Source organism: Aeromicrobium sp. Root472D3 (assembly GCF_001426485.1).
GTDB lineage: Bacteria > Actinomycetota > Actinomycetes > Propionibacteriales > Nocardioidaceae > Aeromicrobium.
The window spans coordinates 2,347,779-2,368,325 of record NZ_LMET01000001.1 but is presented as its reverse complement, the minus strand read 5'-3'; the positions used below and the strand labels follow the sequence as shown (position 1 = coordinate 2,368,325).

Sequence of the window (20,547 nt, the reverse complement as noted above, 5' to 3'; positions counted from 1 at the left end):
CCCTGCGGGGGTCAGCCGACCCGAGAAGTCATCGGAAAGTCAAGACCTCGGACGGTCCCGACTTGATTCACACCGGTAGCAACCGCGTGATGAAGCGCGTCAGCTGGTCGACGTTGCTGCACTGGTGCATCTCGACGACGTCCGCGTACTGCGGGGCCACGGAGTCGCCGAGCCCCCAGCGCATCACGGCCTCGGGGTTGAGCCAGAACGTGCGGCGGGCCCGCTGGCTGATGTCGTGCAGCGCGCCCAGGTTGGGATCCTGGTTGTTGTTGCGCGCGTCGCCGAGGATCAGCACCGCGGTGCGCGGGCCGATCGCGTCGAGGTACTCGGCGTGGAAGTCGCCCAACGCCTCGCCGTAGTCGCTGCTGGTGTGCCACTTCGTGATGCGCGCCTCGGCCTGGATGCGGGCCGACAGGTCGTCGGAGCCCTCCTTGACGAGATCGGTGACCTCGTCCATCGCGTTCACGAAGGCGAAGACCCGCACCTTGCTGAACTGGCCGCTGAGCGCCTGGACGAGGTGCATCGTGAAGCCGCTGAAGCCCGCGACCGATCCCGAGACGTCGCACAGCAGCACGAGCTCGGGCCTGGACGGGTGCGGCTTGGCGTAGGCGGGATGCATCGGCACGCCACCGGTCGACATCGAGCGTCGCAGCGTGCGGCGGATGTCGATGCGGCCGCGGTTGTTCTTGCGCCGGCGAGCCGCCAGCCGCGTCGCGAGCTTGCGCGAGAGCGGCTGCACCGATCGCGCCAGCTCCTCGAGCTGCTGGCGGTTCGCGCTCAGGAAGTCGACGCGGTCGGTGCCGGACCGCACGGCGTGCCGCGTCACGACGTCGCGCCCCCGCACCTCGGCGGTGCGACGCCGGGCCTCGCTGGCGACCATCTCGCGGAACCGCTCGATGTTCTGGCGCACCTCGTCGCGCTCGAGGCGCTCGGTGAAGTCGGGGGAGCCGCCGCTCCCACCACCCGTGCCCTGCCCCTGACCCTGCCCCTGACCGCCGCCCTGCCCGCGCATCTCCAGCGCCTGCGTCAGCAGCGTCTGGGGGCGCAGCCGCTCGAGGGTCTGGTAGGCCGAGAAGCCCTGGCTCTGCGTGTCGGGCGTGCCGACGCGACCCAGCAGGTCGATCGCGATCTCGGCGACCTGCTCGAGGGTCCGCAGGTCGTTCTCGGCCAGGGCCATCGCCAGCAGGTCGCGCAGGTCGTCGAGATCAAAGTCGTCGTCGACGTCCATCGCGGCCTGCGGCGCACCCACCCCGGCCGGGAAGTAGATGTCGAACGCCATGTCGAAGACCTCGCGCTGGCCGCCACGACGGATCAGCGCGGCCGCGAGCCCCTCGCGCAGCTGCGCACGGTCGTCGAGCCCCAGCACCTCGACGACGGCCGCGGCGTCGACGGTCTCGCTGGTGCCGGCCGAGATGCCCTTGCTGCGCAGGGCCGCGACGAGCTCGACGAGCCGGCCGGCGAGATCCTGCGACGGGCTCACGGCGAGAGGACCTCGTCGAGGTCGAGACGGGCGCGGGCCTTCTCGAGGTCGTCCTGGTGCTTCAGGATCACGCCGAGGCTGTCGCGGACGACCTCGTCGTCGAGGATGTCGGCGCCCAGCGCGACGAGGGTGCGAGCCCAGTCGATCGTCTCCGAGACCGACGGCGCCTTGCGCAGCGGCATCGCGCGCAACGCGTTCACGACCCGCACGAGCGACTCGCCCAGCGTCCGGTCGAGCCCCGGCACCGTGAGGCGGACGATCTCCTCCTCGAGGTCGGCGTCGGGGAAGTCGACGTGCAGGAACAGGCAGCGCCTCCGACAGCTCGCGCGTCGCGTTCGACGTCAGCACGACGAACGGCCGGTGCCGGGCCGTGATCGTGCCGAGCTCGGGCACCGTGACCTGGAACTCGCCCAGCACCTCGAGCAGCAGGCCCTCGATCTCGACGTCGGCCTTGTCGGTCTCGTCGACCAGGAGGACCGTCGGGTCGTCGCTGCGGATCGCCGCCAGCAACGGGCGGGCCAGCAGGAACTCCTCGGAGAAGATGTCGTTGCGCGCCTCGTCCCACGTCTCGCCCTGGCCGGCCGTGATGCGCAGCAGCTGCTTGGCGTGATTCCACTCGTACAGCGCCCGCGCCTCGTCGACGCCCTCGTAGCACTGCAGCCGGATGAGCTCGGCGCCGCAGCTCGCGGCGACGGCGTTGGCCAGCGCGGTCTTGCCGACGCCCGCCGGTCCCTCGACCAGCAGGGGCTTGCCGAGCTCGCTGGCGAGGAACACGGTCGTCGCGATGGCGTCCGACGCGAGGTAGCCGGCGGACGCCAGCCTGGCCTTGACATCGGCGATCGACTCGAACGGCATGGTGGGCATGCCTACGATGATGCCGTGGCCCTGATCGAGATCGTCCGCGAGGTACCCCTGACCCCCTCCGATGCCTGGAGGCGCGTCACGACGTGGGAGCGGCACGGCGAGTTCGTCCCGCTGACCCGCATCACCACGACCGCCGACGGCTTCGACGCCTTCACGGGCATCGGACCGGTCGGCTTCCACGACCCGATGGAGGTCGTGGAGTGGCGCGAGCCCTCGTTCTGCCGCCTCGAGAAGCGCGGCCACATCGTCACCGGCTGGGCCGAGCTGTCGGTCGAGCCCGTCGGCGACACGGGGGTCAGCCGGGTCACGTGGCGCGAGGACATCCACGTCGTCGGCATGCCCCGGTTCATGGACGGCGTCACGCGCGCGTCGAGCCGTGCCCTGTTCTCGCGCGTGATCGACGGGCTGCTGTCATGACCTACACGCCGGAGACCGAGGCCCTCGAGATCTGCCGCGACCTGATCCGGATCGACACCAGCAACTTCGGTGACGACTCCGGGCCGGGGGAGCGCAAGGCCGCCGAGTACGTCGCGGCGTCGCTCGCCGAGGTCGGCATCGAGTCCGAGATCATCGAGTCCGAGAGCGGACGCGCGAGCGTCGTGGCCCGGTGGGGCGACCAGGACTCGTCGCGCGACGGCCTGCTGATCCACGGCCACCTCGACGTCGTCCCGGCGCAGGCCGCCGACTGGAGCGTCGACCCGTTCGCCGCCGAGGTCGTCGACGGCTACCTGTTCGGACGCGGAGCGGTCGACATGAAGGACTTCGACGCGATGCTGCTGTCGGTCGTCCGGGCCCGCCAGCGCGCCGGGGCGATCCCCGACCGTCCGATCCTGCTGGTCTTCACGGCCGACGAGGAGGCCGGGGGCGTCCTCGGGGCCCACTGGCTCGTCGAGCACCGCCCCGAGCTGTTCGAGGGCTGCACCGAGGCGATCGGCGAGGTCGGGGGGTTCTCGACCGAGGTCGGCGGCCAGCGCCTGTACCTGATCGAGTCGGGCGAGAAGGGCATCGCGTGGATGCGCCTGCGGGCCCGCGGCACGGCCGGCCACGGCTCGATGCGCAACGACGACAACGCGCTGATGCACCTGTCGCGCGGTCTGCTGGCCCTCGGCGAGCACGAGTGGCCCGCCGAGCCCGGCCCCTCGATGCAGCAGCTGCTCGTCAAGGTGCGCGAGCTGACCGGCAGCGACGGGACGCCCGACGAGCTGCTCGAGCACTTCGGCCCGGCCGTCCGCATGATCGGGGCCGGCATGCGCAACACGACCAACGCGACGATGCTGCAGGCCGGCTACAAGCACAACGTCGTGCCCGGCGAGGCCGTCGCGTACGTCGACGGCCGCTTCCTGCCGGGCCACGACGACACCTTCACCCCCGCGGTGCAGGACGTCGTCGGCACCGGCATCGCCGTCGAGCAGTACATCGGCCAGCCCGCGCTCGAGTACGCCTTCGAGGGAGATCTCGTCGACGCCATGACGGTCGCGCTGCACTCGCAGGACCCGGGTGCGCACGTCGCGCCGTTCGTCATGTCGGGCGGCACCGACGCCAAGGCGTGGGAGAAGCTCGGCATCACGTCGTTCGGCTTCGTGCCGCTGCGTCTGCCCGCCGACCTCGACTTCACGGCGCTGTTCCACGGCGTCGACGAGCGGGTGCCGGTCGAGTCGCTCGAGTTCGGCGCCCGGGTCTTCGACCACTTCCTCGGGCTGGCGTAGCCCCTACAGGGTGCTGCGCATGCGGATGATCTTGCGGCGCAGCGTGACGGTGCGCTGACCCGACCCGTCCTTGCGGAGACGGTCGAGCTCCCAGCCCTGGTACTCCGCGGCGTCGGTCAGCATGCGGCACACGGCCGACCGCGACTTCGTCCGGTCGATCGTGAGGTTCCAGAACTCGTACTCGATCATCGACCCGCCCTTCATCGTGCCGCCTGCGACACGTCGTCCAGCGCCAGCAGGATCTCGGGGGGCAGCTCGAGCTGCTCGGCCGCCAGGTTCTCCTGCAGCTGGACCGTCGTGCGCGCACCGACGATCGCGGCCGACAGCCGCGGCCGCGCCAGCAGCCAGGCCAGCGCGACGTGCGCGATCGACACGTGCAGACCCTCGGAGGCCCGGGCCAGCGCCTCGACGACGCCCGACTTGGCCGGCGTCAGGTAGGCGCCCACGAACTCGTCCCACCCCGGCGTCGCACCGCGCGAGTCGGACGGGACGCCGCCGCGGTACTTGCCGGTCAGCACGCCCCGGCCGAGCGGCGACCAGGCCAGCAGCCCCATGCCGAGGTGCGCGGCCGCCGGGACGACCTCGTCCTCGGGATCGCGGTTGACCAGCGAGTACTCGACCTGCGTGCTGACCAGCGGGATGCCCTCGGGACGTCCCGCGAGCCACGTGTGGGCGATCCCGGTCTGCCAGCCCGTGAAGTTGGAGACGCCGACGTAGCGGGTGCGGCCCGTGCGCACGGCGTGCTCGAGGGCGCCGAGCGTCTCCTCCAGCGGCACCTCGAGGTCGGGCGTGTGGATCTGCCACAGGTCGAGGTGATCGGTCTGCAGCTGGCGCAGCGACGCGTCGAGCTGGTCGAGCAGGGTGCGGCGCGAGCCGTCCTTGACGACCTGGCCGCCGCGACGGGCGAAGCCGGCCTTGCCCGCGAGCACGATGTCGTCGCGCACGCCGGCCTTGGCCACCAGGGAGCCCAGCAGCTCCTCGCACGCGCCGTCGCCGTAGATCGGGGCGGTGTCGACCAGCGTGCCGCCGGCGTCGAGGAAGGTCGTGAGCTGGTCGCCGGCCTCGTACGAGTCGACCGTCGCCCCCCACGTCATGGTGCCCAGACCGATCCGGGACACCTCGAGCCCGGAGTGACCGACGCGACGACGCTGCATGCCGCAAAGATAGTCGGCGGCGTGAAGGCGTGGCGGTAGGCTCGCTCGGTGGACTTCTTCCGTGCCGTCGTGCTGGGCGTGCTGCAGGGCCTGACCGAGTTCCTCCCGATCTCGAGCAGCGCCCACCTGGCGATCTTCCCCAAGTTCTTCGGCTGGGACGATCCCGGCGCCGCCTACACCGCGGTCATCCAGATCGGCACCGAGCTCGCGGTGCTGCTGTACTTCTGGCGCGACATCTGGACGATCGGCAGCGGGTGGGTGCGCGGCGTGGTCTCGCGCGAGGCGCGGCAGGCCCCCGAGTGGCGCATGGGGTGGTTCGTCATCATCGGCTCGGTGCCGATCGTGGTGCTCGGGCTGCTGCTGCAGGACGCGATCGACCGCGAGTTCCGCAACCTGTGGGTCATCGGCACGACGCTGATCGTGCTGGGCATCGTGCTCGGCATCGCCGAGCGGGTCGGCCGCAAGACCAGCCCCATCGACGACCTGACGATGAAGCACGCGATCCTGCTGGGCCTGGCGCAGGCCGGGGCGCTCGTGCCCGGCGTGTCACGGTCGGGCGCGACGATCAGCATGGGCCTGCTGCTGGGCTACGAGCGGGCCGCCGCGACGCGCTACGCGTTCCTGCTGGCGATCCCCGCGGTCGTGGGGGCCGGCGTCTTCAAGCTCAAGGACATCGGCGGCGACAACACGTACGGCACCGGCCCCACGATCGTCGGCACCGTCGTGTCGTTCGTCGTGGGCCTGGCCGTCATCCACTGGCTGCTGAAGTACGTCAGCACGCACTCGTACACGCCGTTCGTCGTCTACCGCGTCGGGCTGGGCGCCCTCGTGCTGGTGCTGGTCGGCACGGGCGTCATCGCCGCCGGCACCACGGTGGGCTGAGCGGGGCCCCGCCCCCGTAGGGTGTCGGTCATGTCCTCCTTCGACCGTGTGACCGAGACCTGGGGCGATCTGAAGTACATGAACCTCGCCCGCGCCAAGTACCTGCGCGACCTGATCGTCCGCGAGGACCTCAGCGAGCTGCTCGAGCTGGGCTTCTACAAGGGCAAGAGCAGCGCCTACATGGGGGCGGTGCTCGAGGACCTCGGCCGCGGCCACCTGACGACGATGGACCGCAACAGCGCCCGCGGTCACGAGCCCGAGATCACCGAGGTGCTGCAGACCGTCGACCTGGCCCACCGGGTCACGCCGATCTTCGCCCACCGCTCGTTCACGTGGGAGCTCGGCAAGATGGTCGAGCAGAGCCCCCGGCCGCAGTTCGACTTCTGCTACCTCGACGGCGGCCACACGTGGGACGTCACGGGCTTCGGCTTCCTGCTCGTCGACATGATGATGAAGCCCGGCGGCATCATCCTGCTCGACGACCTCGACTGGTCGATCGCCGGCTCGCCGCAGGCCCGCACCCCCGAGGGGGCCAGGACGTACGAGGCGTACTCCGACGACGAGAAGGCCGCCCAGGGCGTGCGCATGACGTTCGAGCACATCGCCGACCACCTCGGCTACGACGTCGAGGAGGTGCCCAGGTTCCAGTGGGGCATCGCCCGCAAGCGCGTCCCCAAGAAGGGCTTGTTCGCCCGCCGGTAGGTGGCCCGGGCTACAGCCAGCCCGACCGCTTGAACCGCAGGTAGATGTAGCCGCACAGCCCGGCGATGACGGCCAGGCACAGCGGGTAGCCGAACGTCCACGACAGCTCGGGCATGTGCTCGAAGTTCATGCCGTAGATGCCGGCGATCGCGGTCGGCACGGCGAAGATCGTGGCGCCGGCGGTCAGCTTGCGCATGTCCTCGTTCTGCTGGACGCTCAGCTGCGCCAGGTGCGCCTGCAGCGCGTTGTCGAGCAGGTGGTCGATCGAGTCGATCGCCTCGGCCGCCCGGCTCAGGTGGTCGGCGATATCGCGGAAGTACGGCCGCGCGTCCTCCGAGGCGTCGCCGAGCGCGAAGCGGTGCAGCGGCTCGCGCAGGGGCAGCACGGCCCGTCTGAACTCGAGCGTCTCGCGCTTGAGGCGGTAGATGCGGGTCGAGTCGTTCGAGCGCTGCGCCGAGAACACCGACGTCTCGACCTCCTGCACGTCGGTCTCGAGCTCGGCGGCGACGTCCTCGTAGTGGTCGACGATGCTGTCGAGGACGGCGTACAGCGCCGCGGTCGGGCCGTGCGACAGCGGCTCGATCATCTTCTCGGCGGCGCGGCGGGCGTTCGTGAGCGTCGGCCCGCCGTGGCGCACCGTCAGCAAGTAGTTGGCGCCGAGGAAGATGTTGACCTCGTGCGTCGTGATGTCGTCGTCGCTGTACGACACCGTGCGGATCGAGATGAACGTGTGGTCGGCGTACCGCTCGACCTTCGGGCGCTGGTGCGCCTCGAGCGCGTCCTCGACGGCCAGGGGGTGCAGCCCCAGCGAGTCGGCGACGCGGTGCATCTCGTCGGCGGTCGGGTTGCCGATGCCGATCCACAGGAAGTCGTCCTCACCGAGACGCCCCAGGGCCGCGTCGAGCGACTCCGAGTCGTGGCCGGTGGTCTCGCGGACCCCATCGGTGTAGACGGCGCAGTCGATGATCACGTCGTCATTGTCCACCGCTAGGCTCGTGGCATGCGCAGCTGGTCGAGTCCTGAGGTCCCGTCGCTCAGTGATCTCGGGCTGGGGGAGGGGCCGGCGCTGTCGGTCCACGACACGTCGTCGGGCGCCGCCCGCGCCGTCGACCCCGCCGACACGGCGCGCCTGTACGTCTGCGGCATCACGCCGTACGACGCGACGCACATGGGCCACGCGGCCACCTACCTCACGTTCGACCTGATGCAGCGCGTCTGGCGCGACCGCGGGCTCGACGTCACGTACACGCAGAACGTCACCGACGTCGACGACCCGCTGCTCGAGCGCGCCACCGCGACGGGCGTCGACTGGGTCGAGCTCGCCGAGCGCGAGACCCAGCTGTTCCGCGAGGACATGACGGCCCTGCGGGTCATCCCGCCGGCCCACTACGTCGGCGCCGTCGAGTCGATCGACCTCGTCGTCGACCTCGTCGGTCGTCTGCGCGAGGCGGGCGCGGTCTACGCCGTCGACGACGACCTCTACTTCGACGTGCACGCCGACCCCGGCTTCGGACTGGTCTCGGGCTTCGACGAGCAGACCATGCTGCGCATCTTCCCCGAGCGCGGGGGAGACCCCGACCGTCCGGGCAAGAAGCACCCGCTCGACTGCCTGCTGTGGCAGGCCGAGCGTCCCGGCGAGCCGGCGTGGGACACCGCGCTGGGTCGCGGTCGTCCCGGCTGGCACATCGAGTGCGCCGCGATCGCGCTGCACCACCTCGGCACGGCGTTCGACGTCCAGGGCGGCGGCTCCGACCTGGTCTTCCCGCACCACGAGATGTCGGCCTCCGAGGCCACGGTCGCGACGCACGAGCCCTTCGCGGGCGCCTACGTGCACGCCGGCATGGTCGGCTACGAGGGCGAGAAGATGTCCAAGTCCAAGGGCAACCTCGTGCTGGTCTCGAGGCTGCGCGCCGCGGGCCACGACCCCATGGCCGTCCGCCTGGCGCTCCTGGCGCACCACTACCGCTCCGACTGGGAGTGGTTCGCCGACGAGATCGACCGTGCCGAGGCGCGCTTGGCGCGGTGGCGCTCCGCCGTCGCGCGCACCGTGGCGCCGTCCGGCGACGCGCTGGTCGCTCGCATCCGTGCCGCCCTGGCCGACGACCTCGACGCGCCGACCGCCCTGGCTGCGGTCGACGCGTGGGCGTCCGACGACGCCGGCGAGGACCCGCAGGCGGGCCGCACCGCGCGCAGCGCGATCGACGCCCTGCTCGGCGTCCTGCTCTAGAAGCCCGGGCGGTTCCGGTTGTCCGGCTTGGGCTGCGTGCGCTGACGTCCCAGCTCGCCGCCGATCCGGCCGCCGTAGGGGCGTCCGTGGTCGGCGAACTCGTCGCGGACGTACGACAGACGCCACGGTCCGAGCTGGATGCGCGATCCCGTGCGCAGGGTCTGCCGTGGCAGCTGCAGGCCTCCGACGGTGCTGAGCACCCGCGCGCTGCGGGCGACAAGCTCGTACTCGTCGTCGGCGGTGCGCACGATCTCGGCCTGGACGTCGTCGACGCCCTCGAGGCGCAGCCCCGAGCCCTCGGCGCTGCCGATCACGACCCCGTCCAGCGGCAGCTCGAAGACCCCGACCCGGCGCTCGGCACCCGGTACCGACGTGTCGGACAGGTAGAGCCGGGGGTGACCCCGGCCACCGACGGGGTCGTGCGTCGTCGTGACGACCCGCGGCATCGGGCGCAGGGGGACCGGCGGCCACGGCGTGCCGGGCGGCAGACCGCTGCTCGTCAGGTCCACGGCACCCGGTGCGGACGGCCGGCGTGCCACGACGGCGCGCAGCACGCGTGACCAGCTGCCCAGCCGCATGTGGCGCGAGCGGGTGACCAGCCGCTGCAGGGCGGGGGCCGAGACGGCTCCCAGCGTCACGATCGACCCGTCGGGCCCGACGACCTCGACCGCGAGGCCGAGCCGGGCGAGCTCGGCGGCCACACCGCGCACGGCGTCTCGCGAGGGCTGCCCCGCGACCGACATGATGTCATCGCTCGTGATCACGACGTGGTTGCCCGACGCCGTGACGGTGCCGTGCAGGCTCCCGCCGGGTCGGCCGCCCTCGCCCGGCACCTCGATGTCGAACGTCAGGTCGGCCTCGAGGTGCAGCACGGCGGTCATCGTCAGGACCGGTGCTCGTCGGCGCCCGCGAGCTCGTCGTCGCTCGTGGTGATGCGCAGCGTGCCGTTGAGCTTCCACGTCGCGCGCGGTGCCTCGGCGCCGGTGTCGCGCGGCACCTCGACGGCCATGTCGATGAACTCGTAGTTCACCGCGGCGCCCTTCCCGGTCAGGTAGCTCCACATCTCCTGGCCGAGATCGGCCCAGTTGGTGACGGGCTGGACGGTGGGCGGCGTCTGGTTCTCTGATGAAGTGGTCATGGTTCGAGAGTCCCACCGTTCACCCGTCGCGCAAGTTGTGAACGTGTTCAATCTCAGGAGCGACTACTCGCCGTCGACGTTGCGGCGGCGCAGGTAGCGCTCGAACTCCTTGGCGATCGCGTCGCCGCTCGCCTCGGGCAGCTCGCTGGTGTCGCGCTCGTTCTCGAGCGCCTCGACGTACTCGGCGATCTCGTCGTCCTGCGAGGTCAGCTCCTCGGCACCCCGCTGCCAGGCCTCGGCCATCTCGGCCAGCACGCCCTGCGGCAGGGGCATGCCGACGGCGTCCTCGAGGGCGCCCAGCAGCGCCAGCGTCGCCTTGGGGCACGGCGGCTCGGCGAGGTAGTGCGGCACCGCGGCCCACAGCGAGGCCGAGGCGATGCCCTCGTCCGACGCTATCTCGTTGAGCACCGACGTGATGCCCACGGGCCCGTTGTAGGTCGACGGCATCAGCGACATGCGCTCCATCAGCGCCGAGTCGGACGTCGACCCGCTGACGGGCACGGGTCGCGTGTGCGGCGAGTCGGCCAGCAGCGCGCCGAGCGTGACGAGCTCGGTGACGCCGGCCAGCTTGGCCACGCCGATCACGGTCGAGCAGAACGCCTTCCAGCGGAAGTTCGGCTCGGGCGCGCGCAGCAGCAGCACGTCGCGGTCGAGGCGTGGCGGTCGCGCGTGGTAGATCTGCGGAGCCGGCCACGTGATCCGGCGCTCGCCCTCGTCGGTCGTGTGGACCTGCGGCCGGTGCACCTGGAAGTCGTAGAACTCCTCGGGGTCGAGCTCGATCAGCAGCTCGGCGTCCCACTCCTCGATCAGGTGGTCGACCGTGCCGGAGGCCGCGTCGGCGGCGTCGTTCCACCCCTCGAACGCGGCCACCATCCACGGGTCGCGCAGGGGACGGATGTCGGGAGTCGAGGTCACGCGTCCAGCCTATCCCCGGCCTCGGGGACGTCCTGACGCTCGACCATGACCTGCGAGATGCGGCGTCCGTCGAGCTCGGCGACCGACAGCGTCGCGTCACCGACCTCGATCGTGTCGCCCACCTCGGGCATGCGGCCGAGCTGGTCGATGATGAAGCCCGCGACGGTCTCGTAGGAGCCGTCGGTCAGCTCGATCCCGGTCACCTCGGAGAAGTCCTCGATGTTGAGGCCGCCGTCGAACAGGCCGTCGCGGCGCACGTCGTGGGCCTCCTCGGTCTCGCCGGGCAGGTCGTACTCGTCGCGGATCTCGCCGACGAGCTCCTCGACGAGGTCCTCGAGCGTCACGATGCCGTCGGTGCCGCCGTACTCGTCGATCACCAGAGCGATGTGGACGCCGTCGTGACGCATCTGCGCCATCGCGGGCAGGATGCGGTTGGTGCCCGGCAGGACGGGGATGTCACGGGCCAGCGAGCCGACCGTCGCGGTGGGGTCGACGTCGGCCTGCAGCAGGTCGCGCACGTGCACGAACCCCAGCACGTCGTCGACCGACGTGCCCGTGACGGGGTAGCGCGAGTGCGGCATGTCGCGCACGGTCGACGCGGCCTCGGCGAGACGGGTCGAGGCCGAGAGGAAGTCGACGCTGTGCCGGGGCTGCATGACCTCCTTGACGGTGCGCTGGGTCGCCGAGAACACGTCCTGCACGATGCGGCGCTCGTCGATGTCGAATCCCTCGTGCCCGCCGACCAGGTCGCGCAGCTCGTCCTCGCTCATCTCCTCGTTCGTCGCGTTCGGGTCACCGCCCAGCAGGCGGACGACCGCGTTGGTCGACAGCGACAGGAACCAGATCACGGGGCGCATCAGCGTCGCGAAGCGCGACAGCGGGGGAGCGACGGCCGTCGCCAGCCCGGCCGACTTCTGCAGCGCGAAGCGTTTCGGGACGAGCTCGCCCAGCACGAGCGACAGGTACGCGATCACGAGCGTCATGACCACCAGCGCGACGTTGTCGGCAGCGCCCTCGGGCATGCCGAGCCCCGTGAACACGGGAGCGACGTCGGGCGCCAGGGTCGAGGCGCCGTAAGCGGCCGACAGGAACCCGGCGACCGTGACGCCGATCTGCACGGCCGCCAGGAACCGGTTGGGGTCGCGGGCGAGCGAGGCCACCTTGGCACCGCGACCGCCCTGCTGCTCGAGCCGGTCGAGCTGGCTCGGACGCAGCGACACCAGTGCCATCTCGGTGGCGGCGAACACGCCGCCCACCAGGACGAACACCAGCACCAGGCCGAAGTTGAGGAGCGTCTGCTGATCCATCAGCGCTCACCGGTACGGGGTCTTCGGGGCCTCTTCACACGACGAGTCTAGTGGCGACAGGCTATTCGTTCTCGGTGCGGTAGCCCAGGTTGGGCGACAGCCACTTCTCGGCCTCGTCGAGGGTCCACCCCTTGCGCTGCGCGTAGTCCTCGACCTGGTCGCGTCCGACCCGCCCCAGCACGAAGTACTGCGAGTCGGGGTGCGAGAAGTACAGGCCGCTGACCGATGCGCCGGGCCACATCGCCATGCTCTCGGTCAGCTCGATGCCGGTGTTGGCCTCGACGTCGAGCAGCTCCCAGATCGTCTGCTTCTCGGTGTGCTCGGGGCACGCCGGGTAGCCGGGGGCCGGACGGATGCCGGCGTACTTCTCGCCGATCAGGTCGGCGTTGCTGAGCGACTCGTTCGGCACGTACGCCCAGAACTCCTTGCGGACCCGCTCGTGCATGCGCTCGGCGAACGCCTCGGCCAGGCGGTCGGCCAGCGACTCCAGCAGGATCGCGTTGTAGTCGTCGAGGTCCTTCTTGAACTCGGCGATCTTCTCGCCGATGTGCACCCCCGCGGTGACCGCGAAGGCGCCGACGTAGTCGCGCAGCCCCGTCTCCTTGGGCGCCACGAAGTCGGCGAGCGACTTGCGGGCAGACCCCTCACGTCCCTCGCCCTGCTGGCGCAGCTGGTGCAGGGTCGTCAGGACCGTCGAGCGCGACTCGTCGGTGTAGAGCTCGATGTCGTCGCCGGGCACCTGGCTCGCGGGGAACAGGCCGAACACGCCGTTCGCGCGGATCCACTTCTCCTCGACCAGCCGGTCGAGCATGGCCTGCGCGTCGTCGTACAGCTTGCGGGCGGTCTCGCCCGTCGCGGGGTTGTTCAGGATGTCGGGGAAGCGACCCTTCATCTCCCAGGCGTTGAAGAACGGCTGCCAGTCGATGTAGTCGCGCAGCTCCTCGAGCGAGTAGTCCGTGAACGTCTTGACGAACTGCGACGCCGCACCGTGGCGGTGGTCGCACCCCGGGCCCGTGCACACGTCGCGCGCCTGCTGCGCGAGCATCCGCGGACGCGGCGGCTGGTAGTCGCTCCAGTCGATCGGCGTGGCCTTCGCGCGGGCCGCGGCGATCGACAGCAGCGAACGCGTGTCCTGGCGGGCCGCGTGCCGCTCGCGCAGCGTCTCGTACTCGGCGTTCGTGTCGGCCAGCAGCTTCGGGCGCTGCTCGTCCGACAGCAGGGCCGCCACGACCGGCACCGACCGCGAGGCGTCCTTCACCCAGATGACGGGACCGTGGTACTTCTGCGCGACCTTGACGGCGGTGTGCGCGCGCGACGTCGTCGCCCCGCCGATCATCAGCGGGATGTCGAAGCCCTGGCGCTCCATCTCGGCGGCGAAGTTGACCATCTCGTCGAGCGAGGGCGTGATGAGGCCCGACAGGCCGATGACGTCGGCGCCCTCCTCCTTGGCGGCATCGAGGATCTTCTGCGCGGGCACCATGACGCCCAGGTCGACGACGTCGTAGTTGTTGCACTGCAGGACGACGCCGACGATGTTCTTGCCGATGTCGTGCACGTCGCCCTTGACCGTCGCCATGACGACCTTGCCGATGCTGCGCTCGACGTCGCCGGGCTGCTTCTCGGCCTCGATGAACGGGATCAGGTACGCGACGGCACGCTTCATGACGCGCGCCGACTTCACGACCTGCGGCAGGAACATCTTGCCCTCGCCGAACAGGTCGCCCACGACGTTCATGCCCGCCATGAGGGGCCCCTCGATGACCTCGATCGGACGTCCGCCGCGGGCGCTGATCTCGGCCCGCAGCTCCTCGGTGTCGGACTCGGCGAACTCGTCGATGCCCTTGACGAGCGCGTGGGTGATGCGCGCGCCGACCGGCAGCGAGCGCCACTCCTCGGTCGCGACCTCCTTGACCGAGCCGTCGCCGGCGAAGTCGTTGGCGATCTCGAGCAGGCGCTCGGTGCTGTCGGGACGACGGTTGAGGATGACGTCCTCGATGCGCTCGCGCAGCAGCTCGGGCACCTCGTCGTAGACCTCGAGGGCTCCGGCGTTGACGATTCCCATGTCCATGCCCGCGTTGATCGCGTGGTACAGGAACACGGCGTGGATCGCCTCGCGCACGGGGTTGTTGCCGCGGAACGAGAACGAGACGTTCGAGACACCGCCCGAGACGAGCGCACCGGGCAGGTTCTGCTTGATCCAGCGGGTCGCCTCGATGAAGTCGACGCCGTAGTTGGCGTGCTCCTCGATGCCCGTCGCGACCGCGAAGACGTTGGGGTCGAAGATGATGTCCTCGGCCGGGAAGCCGACCTGGTCGACCAGGATGCGGTACGCCCGCTCGCAGATCTGCTGTCGACGCTCGAGGTTGTCGGCCTGGCCGTCCTCGTCGAAGGCCATCACGACGACGGCGGCCCCGTACTTGCGGCACAGCTCGGCCTCGCGGACGAACTTCTCCTCGCCCTCCTTCATCGAGATCGAGTTGACGATCGCCTTGCCCTGGACGCACTTGAGACCGGCCTCGATGACCTCCCACTTGGAGGAGTCGATCATGGTCGGCACGCGGCAGATGTCGGGCTCGGTGGCGACGAGCTTCATGAAGCGCTCCATCGCCTCGACGCCGTCGATCATGCCCTCGTCCATGTTGACGTCGATGACCTGGGCGCCGGCCTCGACCTGCTGGCGGGCGACCGCCAGGGCCGTCGTGTAGTCGCCGGCCTTAATGAGGTTGCGGAAGCGCGCCGACCCCGTGATGTTGGTGCGCTCGCCGACGTTGACGAACAGCGTGTCGTCGACGACCGTGACGGGCTCGAGACCCGACAGCCGCAGGGCGGGCGACGCCTCGGGGACGTCGCGGGGCGCCCGGCCCTCGACGTCGCGCGCGATCGAGGCGATGTGCGCCGGCGTCGTGCCGCAGCAGCCACCGACCATGTTGACGAAGCCGGCCTCGGCGAACTCGCTGACGATCGCGGACGTCTGGTCGGGCTCCTCGTCGTACTCGCCGAAGGCGTTGGGCAGGCCCGCGTTGGGGTAGCACGACACGAACGTGTCGGCGACGCGCGCCATCTCGGCGATGTAGGGGCGCATCTCCTTGGCGCCCAGGGCGCAGTTCAGGCCGACCAGCAGCGGCTTGGCGTGCCGCACCGAGTGCCAGAACGCCTCGGTGACCTGGCCCGACAGGGTGCGACCCGAGGCGTCCGTGATGGTGCCCGAGATGACGATGGGCCAGCGCTGGCCGAGGTCCTCGAACACCGACTCGACCGCGAAGATCGCGGCCTTGGCGTTCAGCGTGTCGAAGATCGTCTCGATGAAGATGACGTCGGAGCCGCCCTCGAGCAGGCCCCTGGTCGCCTCGCGGTACGCCTCGACGAGCTCGTCGTACGTGACGTTGCGCGCGCCGGGGTCGTTGACGTCGGGCGAGATCGACGCGGTGCGGCTGGTGGGGCCGAGCGTGCCGGCGACGTAGCGCGGACGGCCCGTGGCCTCGGCGACCGCGTCGCACTCGCGACGGGCCAGCCGGGCGGACTCGAAGTTCAGCTCGTACGCGAGCTCCTCCATGCCGTAGTCGCTCAACGAGATCGTCGTCGCGTTGAACGTGTTGGTCTCGATCATGTCGGCGCCGGCCTCGAGGTACTCGCGGTGGATGCCGGCGATGATCTCGGGCTGCGTCAGCGTCAGGAGGTCGTTGTTGCCCTGGACGTCCGACGGCCAGTCCTTGAACCGCTCGCCGCGGTAGCCGGCCTCGTCGGGCCGGTCGCGCTGGATCGCGGTTCCCATCGCGCCGTCGAGCACCATGATGCGGCTGCGCAGCAGCTCGGTCAGCTCGGCGGTGGCGTCGGGACGGAGGGTGGTGTCAGGCACAAGCATTCCTCGAGGGACGAATCGGTAAGGAGTGCTGGGGAACGCCGGCCGGCGGCGGGCTCGCCTGGGCTTTCGTGGGTTCCCGAACTGGTACGACCATTCTCTCACGGGGCACCAGCCGCCGTGGGACCTCGGCCACGGCATGGACAACGCGGTGACGACTGGCGCGTTACGGTCGACTACGGTTCTGGGCGTGACGTCGTATGCCGCCGTGCTCTGGGACCTCGACGGCACGATCGTCGACACCGAACCCCTGTGGATGGCCGCCGAGCACCGGCTCGCCGCCGCGCACGGCAAGGTCTGGACCGACGAGGACGCCCTGCAGCTCGTCGGCAACTCCCTGATGGCGTCGGGGGAGTACATCCGCGAGCGCCTCGAGCTCGCGATGACCGCCGAGCAGATCGTGGACCACCTGGTCGCCTCGCTGGCGGGATCGTTGCGCGAGCACGTCGAGTGGCGGCCCGGGGCCCGTGAGCTCATCGCGGCCCTCGACGACCTCGGGGTGCCCCAGGCGCTCGTCACGATGTCGTACACCGCGATCGCCGAGCCGATCGCCGCTGTCCTGCCGTTCGGGGCCGTCGTGACCGGCGACGCCGTGTCGCGGCCCAAGCCGCACCCCGATCCCTACCTGCTCGCCGCCGAGCGGCTCGGCGTCGACGCGTCGCAGTGCCTGGCCATCGAGGACTCCCGCACCGGCGCGGCCTCGGCCAACGCCGCGGGCTGCCACGTGCTGGTCGTCCCGCACTTCGTCGAGGTGCCGGAGCAGGAGCGTCGCGTGCTCGTCCCGACCCTCGCCGGCCTCCGCCCCGCCGACCTGGACGCCCTCTTCGCCTGACCCCGTCCCCCAGGGAGGAGCTCTGCGACGACCGTGAGCGGAGCGAGGGGGACTGACCTCAGCGGTCGAAGAGGCCTCCGAGGAAGCCCTTCCTGCGCTTCCACCCGTGCTGCGCGAGGAAGCCCAGCAGCGGCTCCTTGATGCGGCTGGTCTCGAAGGCGTAGACCAGCGGTGCCACGGTCAGCGGCTCGTCGTCCTTCTTGGTGACGCCGCCGAACGAGAAGTTGAACTGCTTGCTCGTGCTCGTGCCCCGGAAGAACCGCTTCTCGCCACCGAGCCTCAGGGTGTCGCCGTCGACGTCGGCCGAGCCGGTCGTCGACGTGCGGTGCTCGGTGACGTCGTAGGTGCCCGTCCCGGCGTCGAGCTCGACGACGATCCGGTAGTCCTCGTCGACGTGCTCGACCTCGAGCGCCGCGGGATACAGCGTCGTCGCCTTGACGATGTCCCACCGGCCGACGATCTGCTCGCCCTCGACCGCGAAGACGAACGGCTCCTGCGGGTCGTCGAGGGCGGGGACGGCTGCCAGCAGGTCGGGGATCGCGGTGGTCATGACGGCGAGGCTATCTGCAGCAGGGGCAGCTCGGGCGGCGTTCCGCCCCACGCGGGGCACAGGGCCTGGTGCGCGCAGAAGCGGCACAGGCCGCTCTTGCGCGGCGGGAAGTCACGCAGCTCGATCGCCCGCTCGATCGCCGACCACAGCGCCAGCAGCTTGGCCTCGGTGTGCACGAGGTCGGACTCGGTGGGCTCGTACCGCAGGAACTGGCCGTCGCCGAAGTACATGAGCTGCAGCAGGGACGGGACGACCCCGCGGGTGCGCCAGATGACGAGCGCGTAGAAGCGCATCTGGAAGATGGCCTTGCCCTCGAAGGCCGGGTTCGGGGACGCCCCCGACTTGTAGTCCACCACCCGGATGCGTCCGTCGGGGGCCACGTCGATGCGGTCGACGATGCCGCCGAACGACAGCCCCGGCTCCGGCTCGTACGAGACGCGCTGCTCGCGGGCGGCGGGCTCGAGGTAGCGCGGGTCCTCCATCGTGAAGTACGTCGTCAGCAGGTCGATCGCCGAGGCGAGCCACGCGGTCTCCTCGGCGGCCTGCTCGGCGGTGAACAGCTCGGCCGTGCGGGGATCGGACTGGCGCAGCTGCTCCCACTCGCTCGGCAGCAGGTCGACGGCCCGCTCGAGGGTGCGGACGGGCGCCGGCTCGGCGAACAGGTCCTCCAGCACGGCATGGACGAGGGTGCCCCGCACCATGGCGGGGCTCGCGGGCTCGGGCAGGCGGTCGATCGTCCGGAACCGGTAGAGCAGCGGACAGTTCTGGAAGTCGCCCGCGCGACTGGGGGACAGCGACCGGCGGTACGTCGGGGCTTCGGTCGAGTCGGTCATGCGACGACTCTAGTTGCGGCGGCGGACAGCCTCCGTCAGGAGTACGGACCGGTGAACGGCGCCGGCGCGTCCGGGTCGTCCGGTGCGCTGTCGAGGTTCGGATCGGTCGTCTTGTGCTTGTGGTCGTCGTCGGGGTCCTTGGCGACCCGGGGGTCCTCGGACGGCATCTCGCTCATGCCGGCCAGTCTGCCCCGCATCCGCGTCCGGGGCGACCCGATAGGTTGGCGCGGTGAGCAGCTCCCAGCGCCCCGGCACGTGGCGGATCGGTCGGGTCGTCGGGGTCGACGTCCTGATCAAGCCGTCGCTGCTGCTGATGGGCGTCGCGCTCGTGCTCCTGTTCGCCCCCCGGTGGGAGGACCGCTCCGACGCCAGCCCCTACCTGCTGGCGACCGTGTTCGTCGTGTCGCTGTACGTCTCGGTGCTGGTGCACGAGATCGCTCACGTGCTCGCCGCCCGGGCGTACCGGATGCGCGTCGACTCGGTGACCCTGCACCTGCTGGGCGGCGAGACCGTCATCGAGGGCGAGAGCCGCACCCCCGTCCAGGAGCTCGTGACCTCGATCGTCGGCCCGCTGGCGTCGCTCGCGATCGCCCTCGGCGCCTTCGCGGCGGTCGACGCGATGGGCTACGGCACGACGTCCGACGTCGTGTGGTCGATCGCGTGGGTCAACCTGCTCGTGGCCGGCTTCAACATGCTCCCCGGCCTGCCGCTCGACGGTGGTCGCGTGTTCCGCGCGATCGTCTGGCAGGTCACGGGCCGCGAGGAGACCGGCGTGCGCATCGCGGCGTGGATCGGGCGCGGCACGGCGGTCGTCGTCGTGGCGGTCTCCCTGCTGTTCCGCGGCGACTCCCGCGACACCGTCATCAACCTGCTGATCGCCCTGCTCGTCGCGTGGTTCCTCTGGGAGGGCGCGACCGAGGCCCTGCGCACCGCGGGGCGCGCGGCCCGCATCGACCTGCTGGTGGCCCGTGAGATCGGGTTCGCCGGCGCCGTCCCGCCACCGGGAGCGCCGACCCTGTCGGCCGACCTGCGTGGCGCCGACCTCCTCCGGGCCATGGCGGCGCACCCGGCGGAGGCGTACGCCCTCGTGGAGCCCGACGGCTTCACGTTCGGCGTGCTCACGTCCCGCGCCGTCGACGAGACCTACCGAGCGAGCCGCCGATGACCTCCTACACCCGCAGTGGACCCCTCGTCGAGGGCGAGTGGGTCCGCCTGACCGATCCCAAGGGGCGCCGCCACAACGTGCAGCTCGTGCCCGGCAAGGAGTTCTCGACCAAGAAGGGCCAGCTGCGTCACGACGACATGCTGGGCCAGCCCGAGGGGATCGTCATCCACTCCTCGATGGACCACCCGTACCAGGTGTTCCGGCCCCTGCTGTTCGAGTACGTCGTGTCGATGCCGCGCGGCGCCGCGATCATCTACCCCAAGGACGCCGCGCAGATCATCGTGCAGGCCGACGTCTACCCCGGGGCGCGGGTCGTCGAGGCCGGCGCCGGGTCGGGCGCGCTGACGTCGTACCTGCTGCGCGCGATCGGCCCGACCGGCACGCTCGGCTCGTACGAGGTGCGCGAGGAGTTCGCCGACAACGTCCTGCGCAACGTCCACGAGGTGTCCGGCACCGACCTGCCCGGCTGGACGCTGACGGTCGGCGACGTCCGCTCGTGTGTCACCGAGACCGAGATCGACCGCCTGATCCTCGACATGGTCGATCCGTGGAGCTGCATCCCGCTGGCCGCCGAGCGGCTGACGCCCGGCGGCATCGTGTGCGCCTACGTCGCGACCACGACGCAGCTGTCGCGCTTCGTCGAGACGGTCCGCGAGCACGGCGGCTTCACGGAGCCGCGCGCGTGGGAGACCCTCGAGCGCGAGTGGCACCTCGAGGGCCTGGCGGTGCGCCCCCAGCACTCGATGAACGGGCACACCGCGTTCCTCGTCACGGCGCGGCGCATGGCGCCCGGCCACCACTCGATGGGCACGTCGCGCCGTCCGGCCCCCGGTGCGTACGGTCCCGACTACACGGGTCCACGCCCGTTCGGGCACGAGGCCTCCTGACGATCGGTCGGGTAGGGTCGTGGCTACGAGCAGGAGGTGGCTGATG

Annotated in this window: 20 protein-coding genes and 1 pseudogene; 8 read left to right on the top strand and 13 right to left on the bottom strand. The window is 70.8% G+C overall.

All coding sequences use genetic code 11. The annotated features are described in order from the left end of the window. Positions 1–67: 67 nt before the first annotated feature. A complete protein-coding gene (locus ASD10_RS11685; RefSeq protein ID WP_056608531.1) occupies positions 68–1,480 on the bottom strand; it encodes a VWA domain-containing protein in 1,413 nt (470 codons plus the stop codon). Then, positions 1,477–2,344: pseudogene (locus tag ASD10_RS19510) on the bottom strand (AAA family ATPase). Before ASD10_RS19510 ends, ASD10_RS11685 begins: the two are co-directional and overlap by 4 nt. 15 nt (positions 2,345–2,359) lie before the next feature. Here ASD10_RS19510 and ASD10_RS11675 point away from each other — a divergent pair. Together ASD10_RS11675 and ASD10_RS11670 are read left to right on the top strand one after the other, a co-directional pair. Further along, positions 2,360–2,761: an SRPBCC family protein gene (locus ASD10_RS11675; RefSeq protein WP_056608528.1), complete on the top strand. Its 402-nt coding sequence runs from the start codon at positions 2,360–2,362 to the stop codon at positions 2,759–2,761. Further along, entirely contained in the window at positions 2,758–4,050 is a 1,293-nt protein-coding gene (locus tag ASD10_RS11670) for a M20/M25/M40 family metallo-hydrolase (RefSeq protein WP_056608525.1), read from the top strand. Before ASD10_RS11675 ends, ASD10_RS11670 begins: the two co-directional genes overlap by 4 nt. Positions 4,051–4,053: 3 nt before the next feature. Here the strand turns inward: ASD10_RS11670 and ASD10_RS11665 are convergent, their stop codons facing one another. Continuing rightward, positions 4,054–4,254: a DUF5703 family protein gene (locus tag ASD10_RS11665; protein WP_235501831.1), complete on the bottom strand. Its 201-nt coding sequence runs from the start codon at positions 4,252–4,254 to the stop codon at positions 4,054–4,056. Continuing rightward, entirely contained in the window at positions 4,251–5,204 is a 954-nt protein-coding gene (locus ASD10_RS11660) for an aldo/keto reductase (RefSeq protein ID WP_056608523.1), read from the bottom strand. The genes ASD10_RS11665 and ASD10_RS11660 overlap by 4 nt, the downstream gene beginning before the upstream one ends. Before the next feature lie 48 nt (positions 5,205–5,252). On the opposite strand from ASD10_RS11660, the gene ASD10_RS11655 reads away from it, so the two are divergent. Continuing rightward, positions 5,253–6,086 (top strand): undecaprenyl-diphosphate phosphatase, encoded by an 834-nt coding sequence (locus tag ASD10_RS11655; protein ID WP_056608520.1) that lies wholly within the window; start codon positions 5,253–5,255, stop codon positions 6,084–6,086. 30 nt (positions 6,087–6,116) lie between these two features. Beyond that, positions 6,117–6,788: a class I SAM-dependent methyltransferase gene (locus ASD10_RS11650; RefSeq protein WP_157432559.1), complete on the top strand. Its 672-nt coding sequence runs from the start codon at positions 6,117–6,119 to the stop codon at positions 6,786–6,788. A 10-nt stretch (positions 6,789–6,798) separates the two neighbouring features. Here the strand turns inward: ASD10_RS11650 and corA are convergent, their stop codons facing one another. Then, positions 6,799–7,758: a magnesium/cobalt transporter CorA gene (gene corA, locus ASD10_RS11645; protein WP_056610194.1), complete on the bottom strand. Its 960-nt coding sequence runs from the start codon at positions 7,756–7,758 to the stop codon at positions 6,799–6,801. A gap of 30 nt (positions 7,759–7,788) precedes the next feature. On the opposite strand from corA, the gene mshC reads away from it, so the two are divergent. Next, a complete protein-coding gene (mshC, locus tag ASD10_RS11640) occupies positions 7,789–9,015 on the top strand; it encodes a cysteine--1-D-myo-inosityl 2-amino-2-deoxy-alpha-D-glucopyranoside ligase (protein WP_056608514.1) in 1,227 nt (408 codons plus the stop codon). Here mshC and ASD10_RS11635 read toward each other — a convergent pair. The 5 genes from ASD10_RS11635 to metH all read right to left on the bottom strand — a co-directional run bounded on the left by ASD10_RS11635 (position 9,012) and on the right by metH (position 16,165). Further along, positions 9,012–9,887 carry an FHA domain-containing protein gene (locus ASD10_RS11635; protein WP_157432558.1) on the bottom strand — a complete coding sequence of 292 codons (876 nt, stop codon included), beginning with the start codon at positions 9,885–9,887 and terminating at the stop codon, positions 9,012–9,014. The two genes, mshC and ASD10_RS11635, sit on opposite strands and share 4 nt — an antisense overlap. A gap of 11 nt (positions 9,888–9,898) precedes the next feature. Continuing rightward, positions 9,899–10,153 (bottom strand): hypothetical protein, encoded by a 255-nt coding sequence (locus ASD10_RS11630; protein WP_056608509.1) that lies wholly within the window; start codon positions 10,151–10,153, stop codon positions 9,899–9,901. Between the two features lie 63 nt (positions 10,154–10,216). Beyond that, positions 10,217–11,068, bottom strand: a complete 852-nt coding sequence (locus ASD10_RS11625; protein ID WP_235501829.1) for a PAC2 family protein — start codon at positions 11,066–11,068, stop codon at positions 10,217–10,219. Continuing rightward, complete coding sequence (locus ASD10_RS11620; protein ID WP_056608506.1) at positions 11,065–12,375, bottom strand: hemolysin family protein; 1,311 nt, start codon at positions 12,373–12,375, stop codon at positions 11,065–11,067. Before ASD10_RS11620 ends, ASD10_RS11625 begins: the two co-directional genes overlap by 4 nt. A gap of 61 nt (positions 12,376–12,436) precedes the next feature. Next, positions 12,437–16,165 carry a methionine synthase gene (metH, locus tag ASD10_RS11615; RefSeq protein WP_235501959.1) on the bottom strand — a complete coding sequence of 1,243 codons (3,729 nt, stop codon included), beginning with the start codon at positions 16,163–16,165 and terminating at the stop codon, positions 12,437–12,439. Between the two features lie 259 nt (positions 16,166–16,424). Between metH and ASD10_RS11610 the strand changes: the two genes are divergently transcribed. After that, entirely contained in the window at positions 16,425–17,066 is a 642-nt protein-coding gene (locus ASD10_RS11610; RefSeq protein ID WP_056608501.1) for an HAD family phosphatase, read from the top strand. 58 nt (positions 17,067–17,124) lie between these two features. Here ASD10_RS11610 and ASD10_RS11605 read toward each other — a convergent pair whose 3' ends face one another. From ASD10_RS11605 to ASD10_RS18820, 3 genes are read right to left on the bottom strand one after another with little or no spacing between them, the layout of a single operon-like run. Further along, positions 17,125–17,616, bottom strand: coding sequence for a hypothetical protein (locus ASD10_RS11605; RefSeq protein WP_056608497.1), 492 nt, complete (start codon positions 17,614–17,616; stop codon positions 17,125–17,127). After that, positions 17,613–18,449, bottom strand: a complete 837-nt coding sequence (locus tag ASD10_RS11600) for a PD-(D/E)XK nuclease family protein (RefSeq protein ID WP_056608494.1) — start codon at positions 18,447–18,449, stop codon at positions 17,613–17,615. Before ASD10_RS11600 ends, ASD10_RS11605 begins: the two co-directional genes overlap by 4 nt. A 35-nt stretch (positions 18,450–18,484) precedes the next feature. Beyond that, on the bottom strand, positions 18,485–18,625 hold the full coding sequence (locus tag ASD10_RS18820) for a hypothetical protein (RefSeq protein WP_157432557.1): 141 nt from the start codon (positions 18,623–18,625) through the stop codon (positions 18,485–18,487). Between the two features lie 53 nt (positions 18,626–18,678). Between ASD10_RS18820 and ASD10_RS11595 the strand changes: the two genes are divergently transcribed. Both ASD10_RS11595 and ASD10_RS11590 read left to right on the top strand, forming a co-directional pair. Further along, positions 18,679–19,614, top strand: coding sequence for a site-2 protease family protein (locus ASD10_RS11595; protein WP_056608492.1), 936 nt, complete (start codon positions 18,679–18,681; stop codon positions 19,612–19,614). Further along, complete coding sequence (locus tag ASD10_RS11590) at positions 19,611–20,501, top strand: tRNA (adenine-N1)-methyltransferase (protein ID WP_056608489.1); 891 nt, start codon at positions 19,611–19,613, stop codon at positions 20,499–20,501. The genes ASD10_RS11595 and ASD10_RS11590 overlap by 4 nt, the downstream gene beginning before the upstream one ends. The last annotated feature ends 46 nt before the right edge of the window (positions 20,502–20,547 follow it).